18 protein-coding genes are annotated in these 21890 nt (G+C 71.5%); 6 read left to right on the forward strand and 12 right to left on the reverse strand.

Annotated features, from left to right (window positions below):
- The first annotated feature begins 107 nt into the window (after positions 1 to 107).
- From WMF14_RS21570 to asnB, 3 genes are read left to right on the forward strand one after another with little or no spacing between them, the layout of a single operon-like run.
- On the forward strand, positions 108 to 368 hold the full coding sequence (locus tag WMF14_RS21570; protein WP_272099611.1) for an acyl carrier protein: 261 nt from the start codon (positions 108 to 110) through the stop codon (positions 366 to 368).
- Positions 369 to 387: 19 nt separating this feature from the next.
- The gene (locus WMF14_RS21575) at positions 388 to 1977 is read left to right on the forward strand and encodes a class I adenylate-forming enzyme family protein (RefSeq protein ID WP_437803382.1); all 1590 of its coding nucleotides are present in this window, start codon (positions 388 to 390) and stop codon (positions 1975 to 1977) included.
- Between the two features lies 1 nt (position 1978).
- A complete protein-coding gene (asnB, locus tag WMF14_RS21580; RefSeq protein WP_437803383.1) occupies positions 1979 to 3991 on the forward strand; it encodes an asparagine synthase (glutamine-hydrolyzing) in 2013 nt (670 codons plus the stop codon).
- Between the two features lie 63 nt (positions 3992 to 4054).
- Here asnB and WMF14_RS21585 read toward each other — a convergent pair whose 3' ends face one another.
- The 11 genes from WMF14_RS21585 to WMF14_RS21635 all read right to left on the reverse strand — a co-directional run bounded on the left by WMF14_RS21585 (position 4055) and on the right by WMF14_RS21635 (position 17316).
- Entirely contained in the window at positions 4055 to 5260 is a 1206-nt protein-coding gene (locus tag WMF14_RS21585) for a lipoprotein receptor (protein WP_437803384.1), read from the reverse strand.
- The gene (locus WMF14_RS21590) at positions 5260 to 6222 is read right to left on the reverse strand and encodes a hypothetical protein (RefSeq protein ID WP_272099618.1); all 963 of its coding nucleotides are present in this window, start codon (positions 6220 to 6222) and stop codon (positions 5260 to 5262) included. Before WMF14_RS21590 ends, WMF14_RS21585 begins: the two co-directional genes overlap by 1 nt.
- A gap of 63 nt (positions 6223 to 6285) precedes the next feature.
- On the reverse strand, positions 6286 to 7851 hold the full coding sequence (locus WMF14_RS21595; RefSeq protein ID WP_437803385.1) for a protein kinase domain-containing protein: 1566 nt from the start codon (positions 7849 to 7851) through the stop codon (positions 6286 to 6288).
- Between the two features lie 216 nt (positions 7852 to 8067).
- Positions 8068 to 9459, reverse strand: coding sequence for a tetratricopeptide repeat protein (locus WMF14_RS21600; RefSeq protein WP_437803386.1), 1392 nt, complete (start codon positions 9457 to 9459; stop codon positions 8068 to 8070).
- Positions 9460 to 9559: 100 nt separating this feature from the next.
- Complete coding sequence (locus tag WMF14_RS21605; protein WP_437803387.1) at positions 9560 to 10084, reverse strand: hypothetical protein; 525 nt, start codon at positions 10082 to 10084, stop codon at positions 9560 to 9562.
- A gap of 65 nt (positions 10085 to 10149) precedes the next feature.
- Positions 10150 to 11145, reverse strand: coding sequence for a collagen-like protein (locus WMF14_RS21610; protein ID WP_437803388.1), 996 nt, complete (start codon positions 11143 to 11145; stop codon positions 10150 to 10152).
- Positions 11146 to 11477: 332 nt separating this feature from the next.
- The gene (locus WMF14_RS21615) at positions 11478 to 12842 is read right to left on the reverse strand and encodes a M16 family metallopeptidase (protein WP_437803389.1); all 1365 of its coding nucleotides are present in this window, start codon (positions 12840 to 12842) and stop codon (positions 11478 to 11480) included.
- Positions 12839 to 14281 (reverse strand): M16 family metallopeptidase, encoded by a 1443-nt coding sequence (locus tag WMF14_RS21620; protein ID WP_272099628.1) that lies wholly within the window; start codon positions 14279 to 14281, stop codon positions 12839 to 12841. The genes WMF14_RS21615 and WMF14_RS21620 overlap by 4 nt, the downstream gene beginning before the upstream one ends.
- Before the next feature lie 23 nt (positions 14282 to 14304).
- Positions 14305 to 14946, reverse strand: a complete 642-nt coding sequence (locus tag WMF14_RS21625) for a hypothetical protein (protein ID WP_437803390.1) — start codon at positions 14944 to 14946, stop codon at positions 14305 to 14307.
- A 93-nt stretch (positions 14947 to 15039) separates the two neighbouring features.
- Positions 15040 to 16842 carry a translation elongation factor 4 gene (gene lepA / locus WMF14_RS21630; RefSeq protein WP_272099632.1) on the reverse strand — a complete coding sequence of 601 codons (1803 nt, stop codon included), beginning with the start codon at positions 16840 to 16842 and terminating at the stop codon, positions 15040 to 15042.
- Positions 16843 to 17106: 264 nt separating this feature from the next.
- The gene (locus WMF14_RS21635) at positions 17107 to 17316 is read right to left on the reverse strand and encodes a ribbon-helix-helix domain-containing protein (protein ID WP_012236467.1); all 210 of its coding nucleotides are present in this window, start codon (positions 17314 to 17316) and stop codon (positions 17107 to 17109) included.
- Between the two features lie 303 nt (positions 17317 to 17619).
- Between WMF14_RS21635 and WMF14_RS21640 the strand changes: the two genes are divergently transcribed.
- The 3 genes from WMF14_RS21640 (at position 17620) to WMF14_RS21650 (ending at position 20703) form a co-directional block, all read left to right on the forward strand.
- The gene (locus WMF14_RS21640) at positions 17620 to 18486 is read left to right on the forward strand and encodes a hypothetical protein (RefSeq protein WP_437803391.1); all 867 of its coding nucleotides are present in this window, start codon (positions 17620 to 17622) and stop codon (positions 18484 to 18486) included.
- A gap of 1 nt (position 18487) precedes the next feature.
- Positions 18488 to 19267, forward strand: a complete 780-nt coding sequence (locus WMF14_RS21645) for a hypothetical protein (RefSeq protein ID WP_272099636.1) — start codon at positions 18488 to 18490, stop codon at positions 19265 to 19267.
- A 236-nt stretch (positions 19268 to 19503) separates the two neighbouring features.
- A complete protein-coding gene (locus WMF14_RS21650; RefSeq protein WP_437803392.1) occupies positions 19504 to 20703 on the forward strand; it encodes a pseudouridine synthase in 1200 nt (399 codons plus the stop codon).
- On the opposite strand, the gene WMF14_RS21655 is transcribed toward WMF14_RS21650, so the two are convergent.
- Positions 20615 to 21778, reverse strand: coding sequence for an AAA family ATPase (locus WMF14_RS21655; RefSeq protein ID WP_012236471.1), 1164 nt, complete (start codon positions 21776 to 21778; stop codon positions 20615 to 20617). The genes WMF14_RS21650 and WMF14_RS21655 overlap by 89 nt on opposite strands.
- Positions 21779 to 21890 lie beyond the last annotated feature (112 nt).

Here is a 21890-nt window from a genome sequence, read left to right on the forward strand (position 1 = left end):
GCGATGAACCGCAACCGCGTCCTGCCGCGATCCGCGCGTTGGCCGTCGCTCCGCGGAGTGTTCTCGACAGGAAAGCCGGGGGGGTGATAGACGTCGAGACTACCTCCATGAGCACTTCCAGCATCGAATCGACGATTCGCAACTTCCTGGTGACCTCGTTCGGATACCGGGGCGCTACCGCCGATCTCGGGTCCGAGGTCGCTTTGCTTGATCAAGGGATCCTGGACTCGACGGCCGTCCTCGAGATCGTTCAGTTCCTCGAGCAGGACCTCGGCATCCAGGTCGCCGACGAGGAGATGGTGCCGGAGAATTTCGGCTCGATCGCCAGGCTCGTCACCTACGTGAGCGGGAAGAAGAACAGCAACTAGCCCGAACCCCGGGGGGCGCATGAGCACGCAGCACACCGCTCGTCGCGATCCGCGCTCGGATCGCTTCCTCATCGACTCCGCGCTGCGATCGTTCGCCGCGTCGCGCCCCGGCCACGTCGCGCTGGTCTGCGAGGGACGGCGGCTCACGTACCGGGAGCTCGACGCGCTCGCCGATCGCTGCGCCGCCCTGTTCCGCGAGGCGGGCGTGCAGCGCGGCGATCGCGTCATGGTCGCGCTCGACAACGGCGTGGACGCGGTCGTCGCGTACTACGGAGCGCTCCGGGCCGACGGCGTGCCGTCGCTGCTCGGCACCGCGATGCGACCGCGGCGCCTCGGTCAGGTGATGGAGCTCGCCGCCCCCCGCGTGTTTGTGGCGGCGCGCGGCATGCGCGAGGGCCTCGCCGCGGTGGCCGAGCTCCCGCCCGGCGCGAGGCCGGCGGCGACGTTCCTGAGCGGCGCGGCTCCCCCGACCGCGGCCGGGCCCCCGCCCGAGGGGCGCGACTTCCAGGAGGCCCTGGCCGGCGCGCCCGGCGAGCCCCCTGCGCGCCGCGCGATCGAGCTCGATCTGGCGACGCTCTGCTGGACGAGCGGCAGCACGGGCGAGTCGAAGGGGGTCATGCTGACGCACCAGAACCTCCGCAACAGCACCGCGGCCATCGGCGCGTACCTCGAGCACACGGCGGACGACGTGATCCTCTGCGTGCTGCCCCTGTCGCACACCTACGGGCTCTTCCAGCTGCTCGTGACGCACGCCTTCGGCGGGACCGTCGTGCTCGAGAAGGGCTTCTCCATGCCGTGGCCCATCGTCCAGCGGATGGCCGAGGAGCGGGCGACCGGCTTCGCGGGCGTGCCGACGATCTTCGCGTCGATGCTCTCGCTCAAGAACTTCGCGAAGGCCGATCTCTCGGCGCTCCGGTACATGACGAACGCCGCGTACGGGCTCCCGGCGCCGCAGCTCCTGCGCCTCCGCGAGCTCCTGCCCAACGTCTCCTTCTTCGCGATGTACGGCCAGACCGAGTGCACACGCGTCTGCTACCTGCCGCCCTTGCTGGCGCTCGAGCGGCCGTCCTCCGTGGGCATCGCGATGCCGAACGAGGAGCTCTGGATCGAGCGGGAGGACGGCACGCACGCGGAGCCGGGCGAGGTGGGCGAGCTCGTCGTGCGCGGGCCGAACGTGATGCGCGGCTACTGGAGGAACCCCGAGGCGACCGCCCGCGCGCTCCGGCCGGGGCCCCTCCCGGGCGAGGTCGTGCTCCACACCGGCGACCTCTTCAAGATGGACGAGGACCGGTACCTCTACTTCGTCGCACGCAAGGACGACATCATCAAGACCCGCGGCGAGAAGGTGAGCCCCCTCGAGGTCGAGTCCGTGATCTGCAAGGTCCCGGGCGTCATCGAGGCGGCGGTCGTCGGCGTGCCGGATCAGGTGCTCGGGGTCGCGGTGAAGGCCGCCGTGGTGAAGGCCCCTGACGCCGCTGTGACCGCCGACGACGTCCGCAAGAAGGTGCGGTCCGAGCTCGACGAGGTCGCCGTGCCCAAGTTCGTCGAGTTCATGGATTCGCTCCCCAAGACGGCGAGCGGCAAAGTCAAGAAGAGCGAGCTCATCTGATATGTGCGGTATCGCCGGCCTCATCAACCTACGCACCGACGCGCCGAACCCCGACCGCGAGCTGGCCCTCAAGATGGCGCGGGCGCTCCGCCACCGCGGCCCCGACGGCTTCGGCATCTACCGCGATCGTCACGTCGCGCTGGCCCACTCGCGCCTGTCGATCATCGACCTCGACGGCGGCTGGCAGCCGATGGCCAACGCCGACGAGACGCTCTGGGTCTGCTTCAACGGCGAGATCTTCAACTACATCGAGCTCCGCGAGGAGCTCACGGCGAAGGGCCACCACTTCCGGACCAAGAGCGACACCGAGGCGCTGATCCACGCCTACGCCGAGTACGGCGAGGCCATGGTCGATCGGCTGAACGGCCAGTGGGCGTTCGTCGTCTGGGACGTCAAGCAGCGGCGCGCGTTCTTCTCGCGCGACCGCGTCGGCATCAACCCGCTCTTCTGGACGGTCCACCGCGGCGTCCTCCGGTTCGCCAGCGAGGTGAAGTCGCTCTTCCAGGACCCCACCATCCCCCGCGCGATCTCCCGCGAGGGCCTCGACGAGGCGCTGACGTTCTGGGCGCCGATCGCCCCGCTCACGCCGTACGAGGGCATCCAGCAGATCCCGCCGGGCGCGGTGGCGACGCTCGATCTCGATCGCGACGTGGCGCCGCGCGTCTCGGTCCGCTTCCGCCCCGAGTTCCCCGTCGGGCGCGCGCCCGGCGGCGACGAGGCCGGGCTCGTGTCCGGCGTGCGCGAGGCGGTCCGCGGCGGCTCGACGATCCGCCTGCGCGCCGACGTCCCCGTCGGCAGCTACCTGAGCGGCGGGCTCGACTCCACGATCGTCGCGGCGCTCATCGCGTCGAACCGCGAGGTGCCGCTGCGCACGTTCTCGGTCGAGTTCGCCGAGCGCGAGTTCGACGAGGCCGAGTACCAGCGCGCCGCCGTCGCGCACCTCGGCACGTCGCACGCGTCGATCCAGTGCCGCGACGCCGACATCGCCGGCGTCTTCCCGGAGGTCGTCTACCACGCCGAGGCCCCGCTGCTGCGCACCGCCCCGGCCCCGCTGTTCATCCTGGCGCGCCTCGTCCGGCAGAGCGGCTACCGCGTGGTGCTGACGGGCGAGGGCGCCGACGAGTTCTTCGCCGGCTACGACATCTTCCGCGAGGACCGGGTGCGCCGCTTCTGGGCGCGCCACCCGGACAGCAAGCTAAGGCCGCAGCTCCTCCTCCGGCTCTACCCCTACCTCCAGCGGTCGCCGGTCGCGCAGGTCGAGATGGCCAAGGCCTTCTTCGGGCGGAACCTCGCGCAGACGGACGACCCGTTCTACTCCCACCGCCCGCGGTGGGACGCCACGAGCCGCATCAAGCTGATGCTCGATCCCGCGATGCGCGAGGGCATCGGCGACACCGCCGCGGCCGATCGCCTGAGGGAGCAGCTGCCGCGCGGCTTCATGCGATGGACGCCGCTCGCGCGCGCGCAGTACCTGGAGATCACGACGCTGCTCTCCGGCTACCTGCTCTCCTCCCAGGGCGAGCGCATGATGATGGCGAACTCGGTCGAGGGGCGCTTCCCGTTCCTCGATCCCAACGTGATGGACGTGGCGGACGCGCTGCCGGACGCGCTCAAGCTCCGCACCCTCGACGAGAAGCACGTGCTGAAGCGCGCGATGGGCGATCTCCTGCCGCCCGGCGTCCTCGAGCGGAAGAAGCAGCCTTACCGCGCGCCCGTGGTGCAGCCTTTCTTCGGGAGCGGGACGCCGGACTATGTCGAGGCGTGCCTGTCGCCGGACGCCATCAAGGACGCCGGCATCTGGCAGGCGCAGCCCGTCGCGGCGCTCATCGCGAAGTGCCGCAAGACCGGCGGCAAGTCGATGAGCAACACCGACGACATGGCGTTCTGCGCCATCCTCTCCACGCAGCTCATGGCGCGCGACATCATCCAGGGTGCGCGCGTCGTCTCGGCCGCCGACGACACGTCCGGCCGGCTGGGCGTCGATGTCGATCGGGTGCGCGACGCCGCGGGCTGAGCGGGCGCGCTCGGCCCCGCGCTGAGCCGGTCCGCGGCGCCGCGGGGCGCATGGGAGCCGCCCTCAGCGGGCCCGCTTGCGTATCGTGCCGCTGCTCTCGTCCGCCCAGAAGACGAACCCGCCGGCGAGCGCGATGCCGCGCGGCGTGCCGCCCTCGTACAGCGGCCGCGCCCTGCCGGTGCCGTCCTTGCGCTTCCGCATCACGCGGGGCGACCCCTGGTCGGTCCAGTAGACGAACTCATCGGACCCATCCACGGCGATGCAGTCGGGGGACGCATGCGCCACGTCATCATCCTCGATGGCCGTCCAGACGGCCGCCGCGTCCTCCGAGCCGTCCTTCGGCGCCCTCATCACGGCAGACAGCTCGCCGGCGTGATCCCCGCGCGGGCTGTTGGTCCAGTAGACGTGGTCGTCGTCCACGGCGATCGCGTACGGAAACGGCTGCTCCCTGGCCAGTCGCTGCGTGTCGCCGGTCGCCCGCTGCGTCCGGTTCACCGAGCCGCGCAGGCTCCGATCGACCCAGTACACGTGCTCTCGGTCGATCGCGATGAGGTGCGGCGACACGTTGTTGTCCTCGTGGAACTCGTCGTCCACCTCCGCGTCGGGCATCGTGATCTTGCCGATGAGGCTCCCCTCGCCCGGCGTGCCGATGCCGGCCGCGCGCTGCGCCCAGAACACCGCGTCCTCGTCCGCGGCCACGCCGAGGGTCGCGAAGTCCGAGTCGAAGAGCACCTCTGGCGTGCGTGCTCCGTTGCGGTCCACCGTCAAGACGTCCTTGTCGTTGAGGTTGGACCAGAAGACGCCGTGCTGGTTGACGGCGATCCCGTACGGAGCGTTCTGGCCGACGGCGAGCGTCGTGACGGCTCCGCCGAGGACCGACACTTTTTGCACGCTGCCATCCGTGCCTTCGCCCGCCGTCCAGTAGACCTCGCCCTGGTAGACGGTGAGCAGGTTCGCGTTCGGCGCCTCGATGGTCGGAAACCCGCGCGCGATCTCCGTGACCCCGCTGCAGCCGGTCGCGCTGCACCTCCCGCCGTCCAGGCACACCGCGCCGCAAGCGCCGCAGTTCTGCGGGTCGTCGAGCAGGTTCACCTCGCAGTCGTCGGGGTTGCCGTCGCAGTCCGCCGTGCCGGCCGCGCACCCATCGCCTCCACCGGTCGAGGTCGCGCTGGCTTCGCTCACCGTGAAGTCCCCGAGCACGCTGGTGCATGCCGCGGCGGCCATGATGGCAACGCAGAGAATCGAGCCGATTCCGAACGCCTGGCGCATCAGAAACTCCCCTTCGCCCCCGCGGAGCCGAGCCCGATCACGGGCGTGATCGATATCCCGGCGCGCTGCGGCGATCTCGGCGCTGTGAGCAGCAGGACCGTGCCCGCGCCGACGCCCACCGCGCCGATCGCGAACCCGATCGTCGAGAGGGTGCCCATCGCGTGGTAGCTGTCGAGCTCGCCCTTGAGCGACGGGTCGCACCGGCCGCCGGGGCAGCGCTCCGACAGATCGCCGTGCTTCCCGAGCGCGAGCACGCCGCCGACGGCGCCGGCCGCGAGCCCGGCGCCGCCGAGCCCGAGCGCGGCGACCGCCAGCACCGTGCGGCTGCTGCCGCCGGAACCGGAAGCAGAAGCGCCCTGATCTGGCCGCGGCGCCACAGACAGATGCGGCTTGACCGGAGGCGGCGGCGCGGCCGGCTTGAGCTCCAGCGCGACGGTCTCGCTGGCGCCCTCGGCGAGCGTCACCTTCACCTCGATCGGAGCGAACCCCGCGGCCGACGCCCGGACGACGTGGTCGCCTGGATCGACCGGCCGCCGGACCCCGAGCGCGGCGCGCGGCACCGGCGCGTCGTCGATCGTGACCGAGGTGGTGTCCGGCCCGCTCACCGAGATGAGCACCTGCGGGATCCGGGGCGCGAGCGCGTCGAGCTCGCGCTGGGCGGCCGCGATCGCCTCGAAGAACTGCTCGGGCGACTTCTCCGGCGCTCCCTCGCGGAGGATGCGGCTGTACGACTCCTGGGCCGCGATCCACTGGCCCGCGCCCACCTGGGCGCGGGCGACGCCGAGCAGCAGCGTCGGCGCGTGGATGATGGCGTCGGCGCGGCTGAACCGATCGAGCGCGGCCGCGAAGTCCTTTCGCTCGAGGGCCTCCTGCCCCTCCACGGCGAGCGAGCGCGCGGTCGCGCGATCGGCGTCCGAGACCTGCGCCAGCGCGGCGGGCGCGCAGGTCAGGGCGAGCAGCAAGGAAGCGATCCCTAGTCGACGAGCCATACGAAGGAGGTCCGTGCGAAGTGCTGCGGGTGAACGTCAGATGCCGAAGTCCGTCGGCTTCGGCTTGCGGCGCGCGCTCCCCGGCGGCGTGGGGGAGCGCGGCTTCGCCTGGGCGGGCTGAGCCGCTGGCGCACGCGGGCCGCTCGCCGGCGTCGCCGAGACCGGGGACGCCGTCGTAGACGCCGCGGGCGCCGTCGCAGAGCCCGCGGCCGCCGGGGCCACAGAGGGGGGCGGCTCCGGCGCCTGCGCGGAGGCGGTGGCCGGCGCCACGACGTCGGGCCGCCGCGGCGCATCGGACACCGACGCGGTGGGAGCCGGCTGCGCGAGCGGCTGCCCCGTCGCGTCAGGGCTCCCGCCGCGCAGGGCGAAGAACGCGACGGCCACGAGAGCGACCGCGCCGGCCGCCGCGGCGGCGAGCGCGCGTCCGACGACAGGCCGCCGGACCGGGGTCGACACCACCGAGACCAGCGCGCTGGCGGTGTGCGACCGCATCTGGCGGCCGGCCATCGCGGACGCGGCCTCCGCGGCTCCTGGCGAGGCCACCGTCGCGCCGGACCCGGCCGGGGTCCGCGCGACCTCGGCGTCCGACGAGGCGATCAGCGTGACCGCGTCCCCGAACGAAGGCGCCGCGCTGTCGGGCCCCGCGTCGGGGAGCGCCGCGCTCTCCCTCGATCGTGGCGCGAACCCGAGCTCCACCGAGATGCGCTCGCCGGACACGCGGAACGGGCCGACGATGCTCGTCCTGGGCTCGAAGCTCTCGCTCGCGAGGTCGAGCGCGATCGCGAGCGCGTCGCAGAACTCCTTCGCGCTCTGGAACCGCGCCTCCGGCTCGCGCGACGCCGCGCGGGCCCACCAGGCGTCGAAGCCGGGCGGCACGGGGGCGAGCTGCGACGGCACGGGCAGCGGCTTCACCATGATCTTGAGGAGCAGATCGCCGAACGCCTCGCTGTTGAACGGGAGCTTGCCGGTGAGGCACTCGAACACGACGACGGCGAGCGACCAGAGGTCCGAGCGGTGATCGATGCTCTTCGTGCCCTGCGCCTGCTCCGGGCTCATGTACGCGGGCGTCCCGAGCAGGGAGCCGGTCTTCGTGGTGGAGGTGACTTGATGCGTGCTGTCCTTCGCGATGCCGAAATCGAGCACCTTGGCGATCTCCCTGTCGTCGTCCCGGACGAGGAAGATGTTGGCCGGCTTGAGATCGCGATGGACAAGGCCGCTCGCGTGAGCCTTGGTGAGCGCGCGCGCCACCTGAGCCGTGATCGCCATCGTGTCGTGCGGGTCGAGCCGCCCCACGCGCTGGATGCGGGTATCGAGGTCCTCCCCCTCGAGGTACTCCATCGCGATGTACGGCGTGCCCTGCCAGACGCCGTGGTCGAGGATCTGCACGACGTGCGGGCTGCGGATCTGCGCGGCGACCTTCGCCTCGCGCTCGAACCGGTGCCGCACCTCCTTCGAGACGCCCTGCGCGTTCATGAACTTGATCGCGCACGGGATGTCGAGGCCGAGGTGCTGGGCGAGCCACACCGAGCCCATCCCACCTTGCCTGAGCGGACGCACCAGGCGAAAGCGATCGGCAACGGTGTTCCCCGCGGCGGGTGTCACGCAGCCTCCCAGACCTTCTGGAATAACACAGGTCGTCGTCCAGGGTCACGTTCGCGCCGTGCAAAAGTGAGCTGGGGCCGACAGCGCGAAATGGCGCAGAAGCGCCGCCATCCCCCGCGCGCGCCCTGCATTTGCGACGCTTGCGACGCTTGCATCAGTTGCATGAGTTGCATCAGTTGCACCGCTTGCGACGTTTACGACGCTTCGCGGCGGAAGCTAGCGAGAACCCGAGCTCGCGGCGGCGGGCTCCTGCAGAGACCGCCGCGCGCCGGGCCGGCCCGGAAGCGCAGCGCCGTCGGTCGTGTCCGCCTTGTCCGCCTTGCCGAGCGGCGTGCCCGTCGTCTGCGCGAGCTGGCTGCCCCGCGGATCGTCCGGGAACGCGTCGAGGAACTTGCGGACGTGGTGGCGCGACTCCTCGACGATGCCCGCGCGGAACGTCAGGAGCGCGAGGTTGTAGCGCGCATCGGCGCTCCTGGGATCGGCCTTCAGGGCGGCGAGGTAGCCCTGGCGTGCGCTGTTGTAGTCGCCGCGCTTGTCGGCGATGAGCGCGAGGTTGTAGAGCGCCTCGGCGTCCGAGGGATCCTGCTCGGCGAGCGGCGTGAGGCGCGCCTTCGCCCCGTCGAGATCCCCGGCCAGGATCGCGAGCGCTCCCGCGAGGAGCTGCGCCTTCCGGCCAGCGCCGGCGTCGATCGCGCGATCCGCCTCGGCCCTGGCCTCGGCCAGGCGACCCGCGCGCTCGAGCGCGAGCGCGAGCGCATAGCGGAGCCGCGACGGGTCGCCGCCCTCCTCGAGCGCGGCCCGCGCCTCGGCCTCGGCGCGCTCGGGGCGGCCGGCGACGGCGAGCGCCTCGGCCAGGACCGCGCGCGTGCCGCTCTGCTCCGGGCACCGCTCGCGCGCGGACTCCGCGTCGCGGAGGGCGGCCCCAGCGTTGCGGGCGTGCAGCCTCGCCTCGGCGCGCAGCGCGAGGCAGGCACACGTGGCGGGCGCGGCGGGCGCGGCGGAGGCGGGGTGCATCTTCAAGCAGCGCGCCGCGACGCCGTCGAGATCGTCGAGCTTGCGCCGCTCGCGGAGCGGCCTCGCGAGCTCGTCGATCGCGCGCAGGTGTGCGCCGTCGCGGCGAAGCGCCGCCCACCACATCCGCTCGCGCGACCCGAGCAGGGGCGCTGCCCCGTTCAGCTGGACGACGCCGAGGCCGATCACGACGATCGCGGCCCCCATGCGCCGGTGCTTGAAGCTCGAACCGAGCCAGCGCTCCGCGGCGGCAGCGGCGAGCGTCGCGAGCGCCGCCCACAGGGGCAATGCGACGAAAACGACCCCCTGCGCGAGCGGCGCGCGAGGCCCGCGGTAGTAGAGCGTGGCCGCGAGCGCCGCGGCGATCGCGATCCACAGCAGCGCCGCGCCGTTCCTGGCGAGCCGTGTATCGAGCCGCGCGGCGAACCACGCCGACAGGCCGAGCGCGGCGGCGAGCGCGGCCGCCGAGAGCGCTCCCGAGAGGGCGAGCGCGCCGGCCGGGAGCGGCTCAGGCGAGAGCCACGTGGGCGCGATCGCCAGGACCAGGAGGTGCAGCGCGCGGCAGAGGTGCAGGGCGAGCTCAGCAAGCCAAGACACGGCGTGACCTTAGCCCACCGCCCATCGCGGACCAAACGGCGGAGAGGCATCGCTGCAGCGCGGCCGCCGCGGAGAGGGCGCGCTCACGGCCGCGGCGCGCTCATGGCAGGGTCATCTCGACCTCGACGGAGACGCGGTTTCCGGGCGGCGGCACGACGAGCCCGAGCGGCATCATCCGCAGGCATTGCGCCGCGTCGGGACGATCCATCCCGCGCACCTCGCTGATGCCGCGGGCGATCTCGTTCCCCGAGGCATCGAAGGTCATGTTGAAGATGTACCTGGCGCGGGCTGGAGCCGGGTTCTTCCTGAGCGAAGGCTCCCAGCACTGCTTCACGAAGAGCGACCGGCGCGCTTCGAGCTCCTTGGCGGCGTCCCCCTCGACACGCTTGTAGAGCTCGCTCGTCAGAGGCGAGGCCCCTGCCGACGCGGGGTGAGGCGCAGGCAGCGAAGGGGCGGGCGCGTCCGCGAGCGCAGGCAGCGCGCCCGAGTGCGCCGTCGAGGCCTCCACGCTGGCCGACGGAAGCGCAGGGGGCGGCGGCGGACGCTGCAGCCCGAGGTAGAGCCCTGCCGCGATGAAGAGGCTGCCGAGCAGGATCGCCGCGGGGGTCATCAGCTCCTTCTGCATGGTGGCGATCGGAGGGCAGGCGCCGCGCACCTCGCGGCGCGCGAGGTTGGCCGCCCGGCCCGACCTTACTGCATCGCGACGACAGCGGAGGTGTACGAATAGTCGTTGTTGGTCCAGAAGGGGCTATCGGACTTCCCGCAGAGGCCGACGTTGTACTGGCCCGGGGGCGGCGACAGCACGGCGCTCAGCCCCATGGAGATGCGGGTGTGCGCCGGGACCTGGACCGCATAGACGCCCGTCCCTTCTGGGCTGAGCTCCCCGAGAGGCGAGAGCTGCTGAGCGCAGATCCAGAGGTGGAGCTGATCCGCGGGGGTCGACGCCGCGCCGAGCGCCTTGTTCGAGACGACGACGACGCGCTGCCCCGAGGCCGTCACGCTCACGGTCGCGGGCGCAGCCAGGAACTGCAGCGATTTCTGAGGGGCTGCGCCGGCGCCGGAAACGTAGGTGCTCGAGATGACGCCAGGGGGTCCCTGCGGCCCCTCCGCCCCCGGCGCTCCAGGCGGCCCGGCAGCGCCGGGCGGCCCAGCTGGCCCGCTCGGACCGGCCGGGCCCACCGCGCCGGGCGGTCCCGCCGGCCCCGGCGCGCCCTGCAGGCCGATCGGATCGCCGACCCACACGCCGCTGCTGTCAACGACGAGGCGACCGCCTATGGAGATCGAGTTCGGCGTGATGTCCCCCGCGACGTTGCTGGCCTCGAGCGCATACGGAACGCTCGCGATCCTGGCGCGCGGCAGCATCTCGGGGTCGTCCCCCACGGTGATCCCCAGGTAGCGCGCCGTGCCGTCGAAGACCGGCTTGTCGACGGGCGCGAGCTCGCCGAGGTCGACCGAGAAATAGCCTTGGTCGAACGTGACGGTGTGGAGCTCGCTCCAGACGGGCACGGGCGCGTCGGGCGCGTCGTAGAACGCGAACACCACATCGAGCGTGTCGTCGATGGGCTGGCCCACCGAATCGAAGAGGCGCCCCTGGTGGGTGATCGTGACGGGGACCGCCGCGGCAGCGGGCCCGGACAGCGCGGTCACCGCCGCAAGGACCGGCGCGTGGATGGTTCGTGCCTTCATCGCGAGCTCCCCTCGTTCGCCCTCGCGAGCCGGCGCAAGGTGCGCCGTGGCAGACATCGCGCGGCGCGCGCTGAGCAATCGCGCCCGGAGGCGTCGATGATCCTGGAGCGGGCCGCGAGCCCTGCCACGATCTCGCGAAGGAGCAGCGCCTTGGATGCCGGCGGCCGACGGGCGGTTCCGATCGCGCTCCCGGTCGTCCGACGCCGCTCGTGCAGGCCGCCAGCACCGCGAGCGCCAGGCCTCGCCGCCTCGGTCGAGGCCGCCCGAGACGGCGCGCGCCCGGGTCTCGCGGCCTGCGCGCCGCGACGTGATCGCCCTCGGCGCGCCGCCGGCTACTCGAGATCGTACGGCTCGACCTTCACCTCGGCCAGCTTCGGGACGGCCGCGGCGATCGCCTCGCCGATCTCCTCGTGCGTTCCGACGACGCCGATCACGAGATCGTCCTCGGAGATCCGGCGCCGCACGGCGGCGTTCGCCTCCTCGAGCGTGACGTCCTCGATCCGCTTCAGGTAGGTCTCGTGGTACCCCTCCGGCAGATCGTACAGGAGCTCGTCGAGCTTCTGGTGCACGCGCTTCCTCGCGGTGTCGATCTCGAACGCGTGCGAGCGGACGAGGTAGCGCTTCACGAACGTGAGCTCGTCCTCGGTGATCCCGTCGCGCCGCAGCGCCTCGAGCAACCCGAGCTGCAGGGAGAGACAGGCGGGGGCGTCCTGCGCCGCGGGCGCTGTCCACATGGTGAACGCGTCGCGGTGCCGATCGAAGCCCGCGCGCGACGAGGCGCCGTAGGACCAGCCACGCTTCGCGCGCACCTCCTGCATCAGCCGCGACGAGAAGGTGCCTCCGAAGGCGGTGTTCGCCACCAGGAGCGCCATGTGATCGGGGTCGTGGGCGTCGGTGCCGAGCCCGCCGATGACCATCTGCGTCTGCGTCCGCTCGGGTTTATCGACGAACACGAGGCAACGCCCCGGCCTCGCCCCGGGATCCGTCACCGGATCGGGGATCGCCTCGCCCTCGGGCAGGCCGGACAGGAGGCGCTCGGCGACCACGTGCGCCTCGCCGGGCTCGATGTCCCCCGAGATGGCGACGATCGCGTTGCGCCGGGTGTAGTGCCGCGCGTAGAACGCGGCGACCTCGTCGCGCGTGATCTCCCGCAGCGTCGGGATGGTGCCCGCGGTGCGGCGGCCGTAGGGGTGCCCGGCGAACAGGGTGCGCCGGAAGGCGCGGCTACAGAGCGAGCGATCGCTGTCGCGCGCCTCGATGAGCTCGGCCTCGGCCTCGCGGAGGAGCCGCGCGAGCTCCGGCGGCGAGAACGTCGGGCGGGCGAGGAGCGTGGCCCCGAGCTCGACGAACCGATCGAGCGAGCGCTTGATCACCTCGAAATGCACCGTCGTCGCGCTCGTCGCCACGTCGGTGCCGAACTCCCCGCCGAGCGCGTCGATCGTCTCCTCGATCTCGTTCGCGCTGTAGCCCTCCGCGCCGCGGCGGAGCATGCGCGCCGTGATGCGCGCGAGCCCCTCGCGCCCGGCCGGATCGTGCGCCGAGCCCGAGGGGAACGCGACCACGATGCTGACGATGGGGAGCGCGTGGCTCGTCTCCACGAGCACCGCGCCCTCGCGGGGCGCCACGCGGCCGCCCGTCGCTCCCCTGCCCTGCCCCTCGGCGCCCCAGGCGAGGCCGCTCTTCACGCTCTGGCTCACGATGCCTCCTCGCTCTCCGCGTCGGTCCCGTCCTCGTCGTCCTCGTCGCTCGTCCCGTCCGGGATCACGTGGATCACCGTCCGCGCCGAGGTCACCAGGTAGCGCCGCGCCACGCGCAGCAGGTCCCCGACGGTCGCCCGCCGGTAGGCGGCGAGCCGCTCGAACAGGGACGCGGGATCGCCGAGCACCGTCTCGTAGAAGCCGATCTGCTCCGCCTTGCCGGCGACGGTCTCGAGCCCTTGCAGGACCGAGAGCTCGATGCGCGCCTTCGCGCGATCGAGCTCCGCCTCGGTGACCGGCGCGCGGCGCACCGCCTCGAGGAGCGGCTCGAGGGCCGCGAGCAGCGCCTCGCCGGTGTGCTCGCCGCGGGCCGAGAGGTAGATGTCATAGAGCGAAGGATCGCGGAACGAGCCGACCCAGCCCCGGATCTCGCTCGCGATCTCCTGCTCCTGGACGAGCGCGCGGTGCACGCGCGACGACCGCCCGGAGAAGAGGATCTCGTTCAGCAGGGCGAGGGGCGCGTGGTCGAAATCCCCGAGCGCCGGCGCGCGATAGCCGATCGCGACCTTGTGCGTGGCGGTCGGCTTCACCACCTCGGCGCGGCGCTCCGCGATCTGCGGCGGCTCGGGGCACACCTCTTCGACCGGGATCTTCGACGGCTCCTGCGCGCCGTAGTGGTCCTGCACCCCGCGCAGCGCCTCGTCGAGCGCGACGTCGCCGACGATGACCAGCGCCGCGTTGTTGGGGGCGTAGTACGTCCGGTAGAACTCGACGCAGTCCTCGGTCGTGAAGCCCTTGATGTCCTCCATCCAGCCGATGGTCGGCCACCCGTAGGCGTGCTCGGTGAACGCCTCCTTGTAGAGCAGCTCGCTCACCGCCCCGTCGACGTCGTCGTCGACCCGCTGCCTCCGCTCGTTGGCGACGACCTCTTTCTCGCTCGACACCTGCGGATCGCGGAGGACGAGCCGCGCCATGCGCTCCGCCTCGAGGCGGAGGGTGAGCTCGAGCGCGTCCTTCGGCAGGTTCGTGTGGTAGTAGGTCCAGTCGAGGAACGTCGCCGCGTTCGTCTCGGCGCCGGCCTCCTCGAGCATCCGGTCGAACGCGCCGTGGGCGACGCTCTCCGTCTCGCCGAACATGAGGTGCTCGAAGAGGTGGGCGATGCCGGTCTTGCCCACGCGCTCATGGCGCGAGCCGACGCCGAACCAGGTCTGCAGACAGACCACGGGCGCCGAGGGGTCGACGAGCACGAGCACCTTGAGCCCGTTCCCGAGGGCGAAGCGCTCGACGCGCATCGTCGGGCCGAACGCGACGGTGGCGTCGTGGCGCAGCCGGGCGAGCGGCGGGCGTTCGCGGTTCAGCTCGACGAGCATCTCGGCGAGCGGACCCATTCGAGGGAGCGCGTTGGCGCCGGGGACCGAGTAGGCAAGCGTCTCCTGCATGGCAGGCGCAGCCCATACCACGCTCAGCGCCGCGGCGCTGCGTGGCACAAGACGTCGCTCGGATCCCGCGTCGACTGGTGGCACTCCCACCGGTCGTCGTGGCAGGAGACGACGAGGATCCCGGCGTCGTACGCCTCCTTCAGGGAGGAGCCTGCCCGCTGCGCGAGCAGGTTGGACGGGGTGCGCTCGGTGCACCCCTTGCCCATGTCGACCTCGATCTTCCTGTTCCCCTTGGTCGCCTTGACGGGGTTCGGCGGCGTCTTGCCCTTGTCGGCGGTGCGCACCGCCGCGGCGAGCTTCGGCAGGATGCCCTCGAGGTAGGGCTTGTCGACGAGCGGGTCGGTCGACCGCGGCGACACCATGGCGAGCGTGTACTGGATCGCCATCATCTGCTGCTCCGGCGGCGCGCTCGGCTGGATCGGCCCGCTCGACCCGATCGGGATCGGCCGCGGCGGCATATCGCGCTTCGCGGCCTCCGCGGCCGCGGGGGTCGCCGCGGCGCTCGGGGCCGGCGCCGCGCTGTCCGCGCCCGGCGGCGCGGAGGCCGAGGCGGCCGCTTGAGGCGCCGCGGCGCGCGGATCGTCGCACGCGAGGACGGCGAGGGCGAGGGCGAAGGCAGGGGTCGCCGCGCGGAGCTCGCGCGGCCGGACGGGGGCGGGCTTCATGGGCGGCTTATACGAGCGAGCGCCGCGCGCCGCCACGCTCGCGTGGCCGCGCGGCGCTCGTGGGCGGCGCGCCGCGACCAGCGCCCCCGCGCTTCAGTCGATCTTCAGGATGGCGAGGAACGCCTCCTGCGGGATCTCGACGCTCCCGACCATCTTCATCCGCTTCTTGCCCTCCTTCTGCTTCTCGAGGAGCTTGCGCTTACGGCTGATGTCGCCGCCGTAGCACTTGGCGGTCACGTCCTTGCGCATCGCCTTCACGGTCGTCCGCGCGATGACCTTCGACCCGATCGCCGCCTGGATCGCGACCTCGTACTGCTGCCGCGGCACGATGTCCTTGAGCTTCACCGCGAGGTCCCGGCCCCGGGCGTACGCCTTGTCGCGGTGCACGATGACGCTGAGGGCGTCGAGCGGGTCGCCGTTCACCAGCATGTCCAGCTTGATGAGATCGTCGGCGCGGTACCCGACGAGCTCGTAGTCCATCGACGCGTAGCCGCGCGACACGCTCTTCAGCTTGTCGTGGAAGTCGAAGAGCACCTCGCTGAGGGGCATGTCGTAGGTGATGATCACGCGGTCGGACGAGGCGTACTGGATCGACTTCTGCTCCCCGCGCCGCTCCTGGCACAGGGCGAGGACCGCGCCCACGTACGCCGAGGGCACGTGGACGGTCATCCGGAAGATCGGCTCCTCGATGCGATCGGTGAGGTTCGGCGGCGGGAGCTTCGCGGGGTTCTCGATCGACTTCATCGAGCCGTCGTTCAGGTAGCAGTGGTAGACGACGCTCGGCGCGGTCGTGATGAGGTCGAGGTTGTACTCGCGCTCCAGCCGCTCCTGGATGATCTCCATGTGGAGCAGGCCGAGGAAGCCGCACCGGAAGCCGAAGCCGAGCGCCTCGGAGGTGTCGGGCTCGAAGACGAACGCGGCGTCGTTCATGTGGAGCTTCGACAGGGCGTCGCGGAGGTCCTCGTACTGGGCCGAGTCCGTCGGGAAGATCCCGGCGAAGACCATCGGCTTGACCTCCTTGAAGCCGGGCAGCGGCGTCGTCGCGGGGTGGACGGCGTCGGTCACCGTGTCGCCGATCTTCGTGTCGACGACGCTCTTGATGTTGCCGACGAGGAAGCCGACCTCCCCCGGCCCGAGCTCGGTGATGGCGGTCGCGTGGGGCGTGAACACGCCCATCTCCGTGACCTCGTAGTCGCGGCCGGTCGCCATGAAGCGGACCTTCTGGCCCTTCCTGATGATGCCGTCGACGACGCGCACCATCACGACCGCGCCGCGGTAGCTGTCGTACCAGCTGTCGAAGATGAGGGCGCGGGGCGCCGCGTTCAGGTCGCCCTTCGGCGCCGGGATGCGCTCGACCACCGCCTCGAGGATCTCCGCGATGCCGATCCCCGTCTTGGCGCTGGCGGGGATGGCGCCGGAGCAGTCGAGGCCGATGACGTCCTCGATCTCGCGCGTCGTCCGCTCGACGTCGGCCGAGGGGAGGTCGATCTTGTTGAGGACCGGGATGATCGCGAGGTTGTTGTCCAGGGCGAGGAAGACGTTCGCGAGGGTCTGCGCCTCGACGCCCTGGGTGGCGTCGACGACGAGCAGCGCGCCCTCGCACGCCTGGAGGCTGCGCGAGACCTCGTAGTTGAAGTCGACGTGCCCGGGCGTGTCGATGAGGTGCAGCCGGTACGTCTGCCCGTCCTTGGCGGTGTAGTCCAGGCGAACGGTCTGGGCCTTGATCGTGATCCCCCGCTCGCGCTCGATGTCCATCTTGTCGAGGAACTGCTCCTTCTGCTCGCGGGCGGTGAGCGCCCCGGTCACGTCGAGGATGCGGTCGGCGAGCGTGGACTTGCCGTGGTCGATGTGGGCGATGATCGAGAAGTTGCGGATGAGCTTGGAATCAACGGGCATAGCGAGCTTCAGGGCGCGGCGACCTGACCAGCGTTGGCGGCCGCAGCGCGCGGCCTCGACCGAGATGGGAGGGAGCGGACTGGAACGTCCGCGCCCCTCCGGGGAGCGAGCCGCTGCGCGCGGCTCTACGAGCGCCGAGGGAAATGGTGGACCGCGGCGTGCCTGCTCCTAGCGCGACCCGCGCCGCGAAGCTATCCACCCCGAGCGACCGGCGCCCAGGCGTCCTGCCTCCCAGGCCCAGAGCCTCGCGGCCCCCGGCGCCGGTCATTTCTTCGGGATCGGCGGCGCGGCGACCGGCGGGCTCTCCAGGGACATCTGCCCTGGCAGCACGTGCTCGTAGTGCTTGAGGACCATATCTATCCCTTCGCGGATGTAGACGGCGATCGGGACCTTGGTGCGTTCGTGCAGGATCTTCAGCCGCTCGGCCTGCTCGGGCGTGATGTAGATGGTCGTCGAGACTTTCTTCCGCGACATGTCACGCCCGGGAGGGTAACCCGCCAGTCTCGAAGGGGACGACTGACAAGACGTTACCCTAGATGCCGGTACGTATGATGTCAATCGGAATGGCGCCACCGCGCTCGCCGGGGTTCGGGGATCGGCTCGGGCTGGGTTGTGGGTCGCGTTCGTCGTGTCCGTCGCGTCGCGCCGGGCGGGCTTCTTGATGTGCGCGCGGGCCGCGGTCTAGACTGCGGCCGAAGCTGGTCCGCGTCGGGACGGCTCGCCCGGCGCGTCGAGCTTCTGTCCCGAGGGTTCCGGGCTGGCCGGAGGAATCTCTTGATGACGCGATTCCCGCTCACCTGGCCGTCGCCCAGGTGCTCGCTCGTGGCCCTGATGACCATCTCCGTCGCTGCCTGCGCGTCCTCGACGCCGGAGCCCTCGAGCGCGAAGGGCTCCACCAGCGAACGGGACACGGCGGTCGTCCACGAGCCCTGCGACAAGGACTCCGCCTCTGCGGAGAAGGTCGATGTGAACGGCGACCGGATACCCGACATCATCCACGTGAAGAAGGACGGTCGGGAGGTCTGTCGGGTCGTCGACCTGAACCTGGACGGCTCGATCGACGCCTTCATCTACTACGACGTCAACGGGGTGGAACGGCGCCGCGAATCGGACTTCGACCGCGACGGGCGGGCCGACGAGATCGCGCACTACGAGCGCGGCGCCGTCGTGTTGAAGGAGCGCGAGACCAACTTCGACGACAAGCTCGACACCTGGGACTACTACGAGGGTCAGCGCCTCGTGCGCCGCGAACGCGACTCCGACGGCGATGGGATCATCGACCAGTGGTGGCAGTTCAACAACCCGAACGACGCGAAGTGCGCGGTCGTGGCGAGCGATCAGAACGCCGACGGCAAGGCCGATCCCGGAAGCGTGGTCGATCTCTGCGCCGAGTCGTACGGCGCGCCGAAAGCGCCCATGACCCCGCCGGGCGGCGCCGCGCCCCCGGAGGGAGGGGCGGGAGCAGGGCAGCCCGCGGCCGCCGGGGCGCCGGGCGCCGCGCCCACAGCGACCCCCGCCGCGGGCGCGCCTGCATCGGCGACCCCCGCGCCCACATCGGCCCCGGCTGCGGGCGCGGCCACGGCGGCGAGCGCCGCGCCCGCGGGCTCCGCGCCCGGCCAGCCGGCCGCCAAGAAGGGACCGTGACATGAGGACACAAGCGCTCATCGCGCTGGCCACGCTCAGCCTGCTCGGCGCGGCGTGCAGCTCGGATCCAGGGTTCGAGGGCGCGAAGGCGCCGAAGGTCGAGACGGCTCGCAACGCCGACGGCAGCATCGACGATCGCTCGATGTGCGACTGGAAGGGCAAAGAAGATCGCGAGACGAGCGAGACCGCCGGGCCAGGCGCGATCCAGCCCAACGTGAGGCGCGTCTGGCAGATCGTGGGCACGGGCGAAGACCGTCACAGGGCGCTCGTCTGCCGCGAGATCGACACCAACTTCGACGGGGTGAAGGACGTCGTCCGCAAGTACAACGACAAGGGCGAGAGCCTTCACGAGGAGTCCGACTCGAACTACGACGGCCGTATCGACACATGGCTCACGTTCGCCGGCGGAAGGCTGGCCGAGGTGAGGGTCGACTCCGATCACGACGGCAACCCCGACGAGTGGAAGTACTACAGCGGCGGCAAGCTCGCGCGCATCAAGCGCGACACGAACCGCGACGGCAAGCCGGACGTCTGGGAGATCTACCGCATGGGCCGGCTCGAGCGCATGGGCGTGGACATCGACGCCGACGAGCGGGTCGATCGGTGGGATCACGACAACGAGCTGAAGCGCCGCCTCGAGGACGACGAGCGCAAGAAAGAGGACGAGGCCGCCGCTGCAGCCGCGAAGAAGGCTGCAGAAGATCAGGCCGCCGCGGACAAGGCGAACGAGGCCGTGGACGACAGCGGGAGCGCGGCGCCCTCCGGCGACAAGAAGAAATAGAGCGCGCCTCCTTCGAGCCGAGCGGAGGTCGATTTCGCCCCCTGCCCTGACGGCGCGAGCGCGCCCGGGTGCTCTTGCCACAGCCGGCGCTCGCCGGGGCAGGCGTGCAGGCGCACCGGCGTCGGCCTCGGATCCCGGCAGCGCACCGCCCAGGTCGGTCGACGCGGCGCGAGGGGCGTGCTTATCAGTGCCGTCGGCCGACACCACCGCGTCGGCGTAGGTCCCGAGCACACACCATGGAAGAACGTCTGCAGAAGATCATCGCGCGCGCCGGCGTCGCCTCGCGCCGCGCATCCGAGGAGCTCATCCTCGCCGGGCGGGTGCGCGTGAACGGGCGCGTCGTGACCGAGCTCGGCTTGAAGGCCGACCGGCAGAAGGACCGCATCGAGGTGGACGGCAAGCGCCTCGTCTCCGAGGCGCCGGTCTATGTCGCGCTGCACAAGCCACGGAACGTCGTCTCGACAATGCGCGATCCCGAGGGGCGGCCGACGGTCGCCGACCACGTGCGCGGCACGGGCGCGCGGCTCTACCCCGTGGGTCGGCTCGACTTCGCGACGAGCGGCATCCTCCTCATGACGAACGACGGCGACTTCGCCAACGCGCTGCTCCATCCGCGCGGCGGCGTGCCGAAGACCTACGTGCTGAAGGTGCAGGGCGTCATGAGCGACGACGACCTCACGCCGTGGCGCGAGGGGATCCGCCTCGAGGACGGCGTCACGCTGCCGGCCGAGGCGCGGCTGCTCCGCCACGAGGGCGACAAGACGTGGCTCGAGGTGACCCTCCGCGAGGGCCGCAACCAGCAGATCCGGCGCATGGGCGAGGCGACCGGCTGGCCCGTGATGCGCCTGGCGCGCACGACGTTCGCCGGCGTGAGCTCGGAAGGCCTCCGGCCGGGAGAGTGGCGCGCCTTGACGGTGGATGAGCTCCTCCACATCCGCGAGGCGTTCGGCGTGCCCAAGCGGATCCGAGGCGCGATGATGGGCGCGTCGTCAGGTCCGGTCGACTACCGCCGCAAGGCCAGCTCGGCCCGGTCGGACGCGAAGGCGTCACCTCGGCCTGCGCCGGAGGCCGCTGGTGCAGCCGCCCGCAGCCGAGGACCGGCGCAGCCGAGGGTTCGCTCAAGAGCGAACGCCGACGTCCCGAGCGCACCTGGGCAGAGCGCGACCGGGCGGATGGCTCGCTCCAGGACCGACGCCGTCACGAGCACGCCCGCCCGGACCCCGGCTGGGCGTACGGCTCGCTCCAGGACCGATGCCGCCCCGGGCACGCCCGCCCGGACCCCGGCTGGGCGTACGGCCCGCTCCAGGACAGACGTCGCCGCGCCGGCCGCGCCCGGACCGGGCGCGGCTAGATCTGCGCGAAGCGCCCGCTCCGAAACGAAGCCTCGAGCAGCTGAGACACGCGCGCCTCGAGCTCGCGGGCGCGAGCGTCGTTGATGCCGGCGAGCGCCTGTTTGATCTCGCCGAGCGCCTTCAGCTGACTGAACAGCTGGACGTCACCCAGCGAGGCGCCGCCCGTGAGGATCTGCCGGATCCGATCGATCTCCGCGGCGAGCGCCTCCACGCCGACGCCGAGCGCGCCGACGCGGCGGCGATCCGGGTGCTCACGAAAGAAGGCCTCGAGCACCGGCTGCACGATGCCCTCGAGGATCGCCGCCTGATCCTGGTTGTTCCAGATGTGCTTGAGCACGAAGAAGTCGCTCGCGTCGGTCGTCTGGCGGCCATCGAGGTACGCGCTCGCCGCGAAGAGCTTGAGCATCTTCACGACACGGCGATCCGAGAGCGATATCCCTTCGGCGCGGATCTGGAACACCAGCCCCTTGTAGGCCGATAGGAATGCATCTCCGAAGTTCATCCGCGCGCCGAACCCTCGGCCGAGCTCGGCGAGCTCGCGCGCCGCGACGAGCGGGCGGAGCGGCTCGCCGGCCATGTGCCGGATCTCCTGCTGGATGCCGCGCTGGAGCAGCTCGCTGAAGTGGTAGGCGTCGAGGTTGTCGGACTGCACCCGCAGGAGGAAGCGGTCGAAGATCGCGGTCAGCGTCTCGTCGCCGGGCACCTCGTTCGAGGCCGCGAAGACGCTGATGAGCGGGCAGCGGAGCACCTGGCCGCCGCTCGCGAACTTGCGCTCGTTCAGCAGCGTGAGCAGCGCGTTCAGGATGGCGCTGTTCGACTTGAAGACCTCGTCGAGGAACACGATCTCCGCCTCGGGGAGCATCCCCGAGGTGTTCCGGCGGTAGACGCCCTCGCGAAAAGCACCGATATCGACCGGGCCGAAGATCTCGTTCGGCTCGGTGAAACGCGTGAGGAGGTACTCGAAGTACCGGGCCTGCATCAGCTCGGCGAGCGTGCGGATGAGCGCGCTCTTCGCGGTCCCCGGCGGGCCGAGCAGCACGCAGTGCTCGCCCGCGACGACCGCGATCATGAGCAGGCGGATGATCTCGTCCTTGCCTAGGAACTGCCGCTCGAGGCTATGGGCAAGCAGGCGCAGGCGCTCGTGGAGCGGAGCGGACATGAGGCGAATCCTCGTATCACAGGCCCGCCGCCTGGCGTACCGATCGGCGCATCGCCCCGTGCGTTCCCAGGACGCCGCCGCGCCGAGCGGTTGAGCGAAACGTTGAGCGAAA

Source organism: Sorangium sp. So ce693, from assembly GCF_051521375.1.
Lineage (GTDB): Bacteria > Myxococcota_A > Polyangia > Polyangiales > Polyangiaceae > Sorangium > Sorangium atrum.

What these genes read in the sequence shown, in the direction of transcription:
- WMF14_RS21625 (WP_437803390.1), bottom strand. Translation starts at nt 14,946, where the DNA reads ATGAAGCCCGCCCCCGTCCGGCCGCGCGAGCTCCGCGCGGCGACCCCT.
- asnB (WP_437803383.1), top strand. Translation starts at nt 1,979, where the DNA reads ATGTGCGGTATCGCCGGCCTCATCAACCTACGCACCGACGCGCCGAAC.
- WMF14_RS21620 (WP_272099628.1), bottom strand. Translation starts at nt 14,281, where the DNA reads ATGCAGGAGACGCTTGCCTACTCGGTCCCCGGCGCCAACGCGCTCCCT.
- WMF14_RS21585 (WP_437803384.1), bottom strand. Translation starts at nt 5,260, where the DNA reads ATGCGCCAGGCGTTCGGAATCGGCTCGATTCTCTGCGTTGCCATCATG.
- WMF14_RS21575 (WP_437803382.1), top strand. Translation starts at nt 388, where the DNA reads ATGAGCACGCAGCACACCGCTCGTCGCGATCCGCGCTCGGATCGCTTC.
- WMF14_RS21570 (WP_272099611.1), top strand. Translation starts at nt 108, where the DNA reads ATGAGCACTTCCAGCATCGAATCGACGATTCGCAACTTCCTGGTGACC.
- lepA (WP_272099632.1), bottom strand. Translation starts at nt 16,842, where the DNA reads ATGCCCGTTGATTCCAAGCTCATCCGCAACTTCTCGATCATCGCCCAC.
- WMF14_RS21635 (WP_012236467.1), bottom strand. Translation starts at nt 17,316, where the DNA reads ATGTCGCGGAAGAAAGTCTCGACGACCATCTACATCACGCCCGAGCAG.
- WMF14_RS21610 (WP_437803388.1), bottom strand. Translation starts at nt 11,145, where the DNA reads ATGAAGGCACGAACCATCCACGCGCCGGTCCTTGCGGCGGTGACCGCG.
- WMF14_RS21650 (WP_437803392.1), top strand. Translation starts at nt 19,504, where the DNA reads ATGGAAGAACGTCTGCAGAAGATCATCGCGCGCGCCGGCGTCGCCTCG.
- WMF14_RS21640 (WP_437803391.1), top strand. Translation starts at nt 17,620, where the DNA reads ATGACGCGATTCCCGCTCACCTGGCCGTCGCCCAGGTGCTCGCTCGTG.
- WMF14_RS21655 (WP_012236471.1), bottom strand. Translation starts at nt 21,778, where the DNA reads ATGTCCGCTCCGCTCCACGAGCGCCTGCGCCTGCTTGCCCATAGCCTC.
- WMF14_RS21605 (WP_437803387.1), bottom strand. Translation starts at nt 10,084, where the DNA reads ATGCAGAAGGAGCTGATGACCCCCGCGGCGATCCTGCTCGGCAGCCTC.
- WMF14_RS21645 (WP_272099636.1), top strand. Translation starts at nt 18,488, where the DNA reads ATGAGGACACAAGCGCTCATCGCGCTGGCCACGCTCAGCCTGCTCGGC.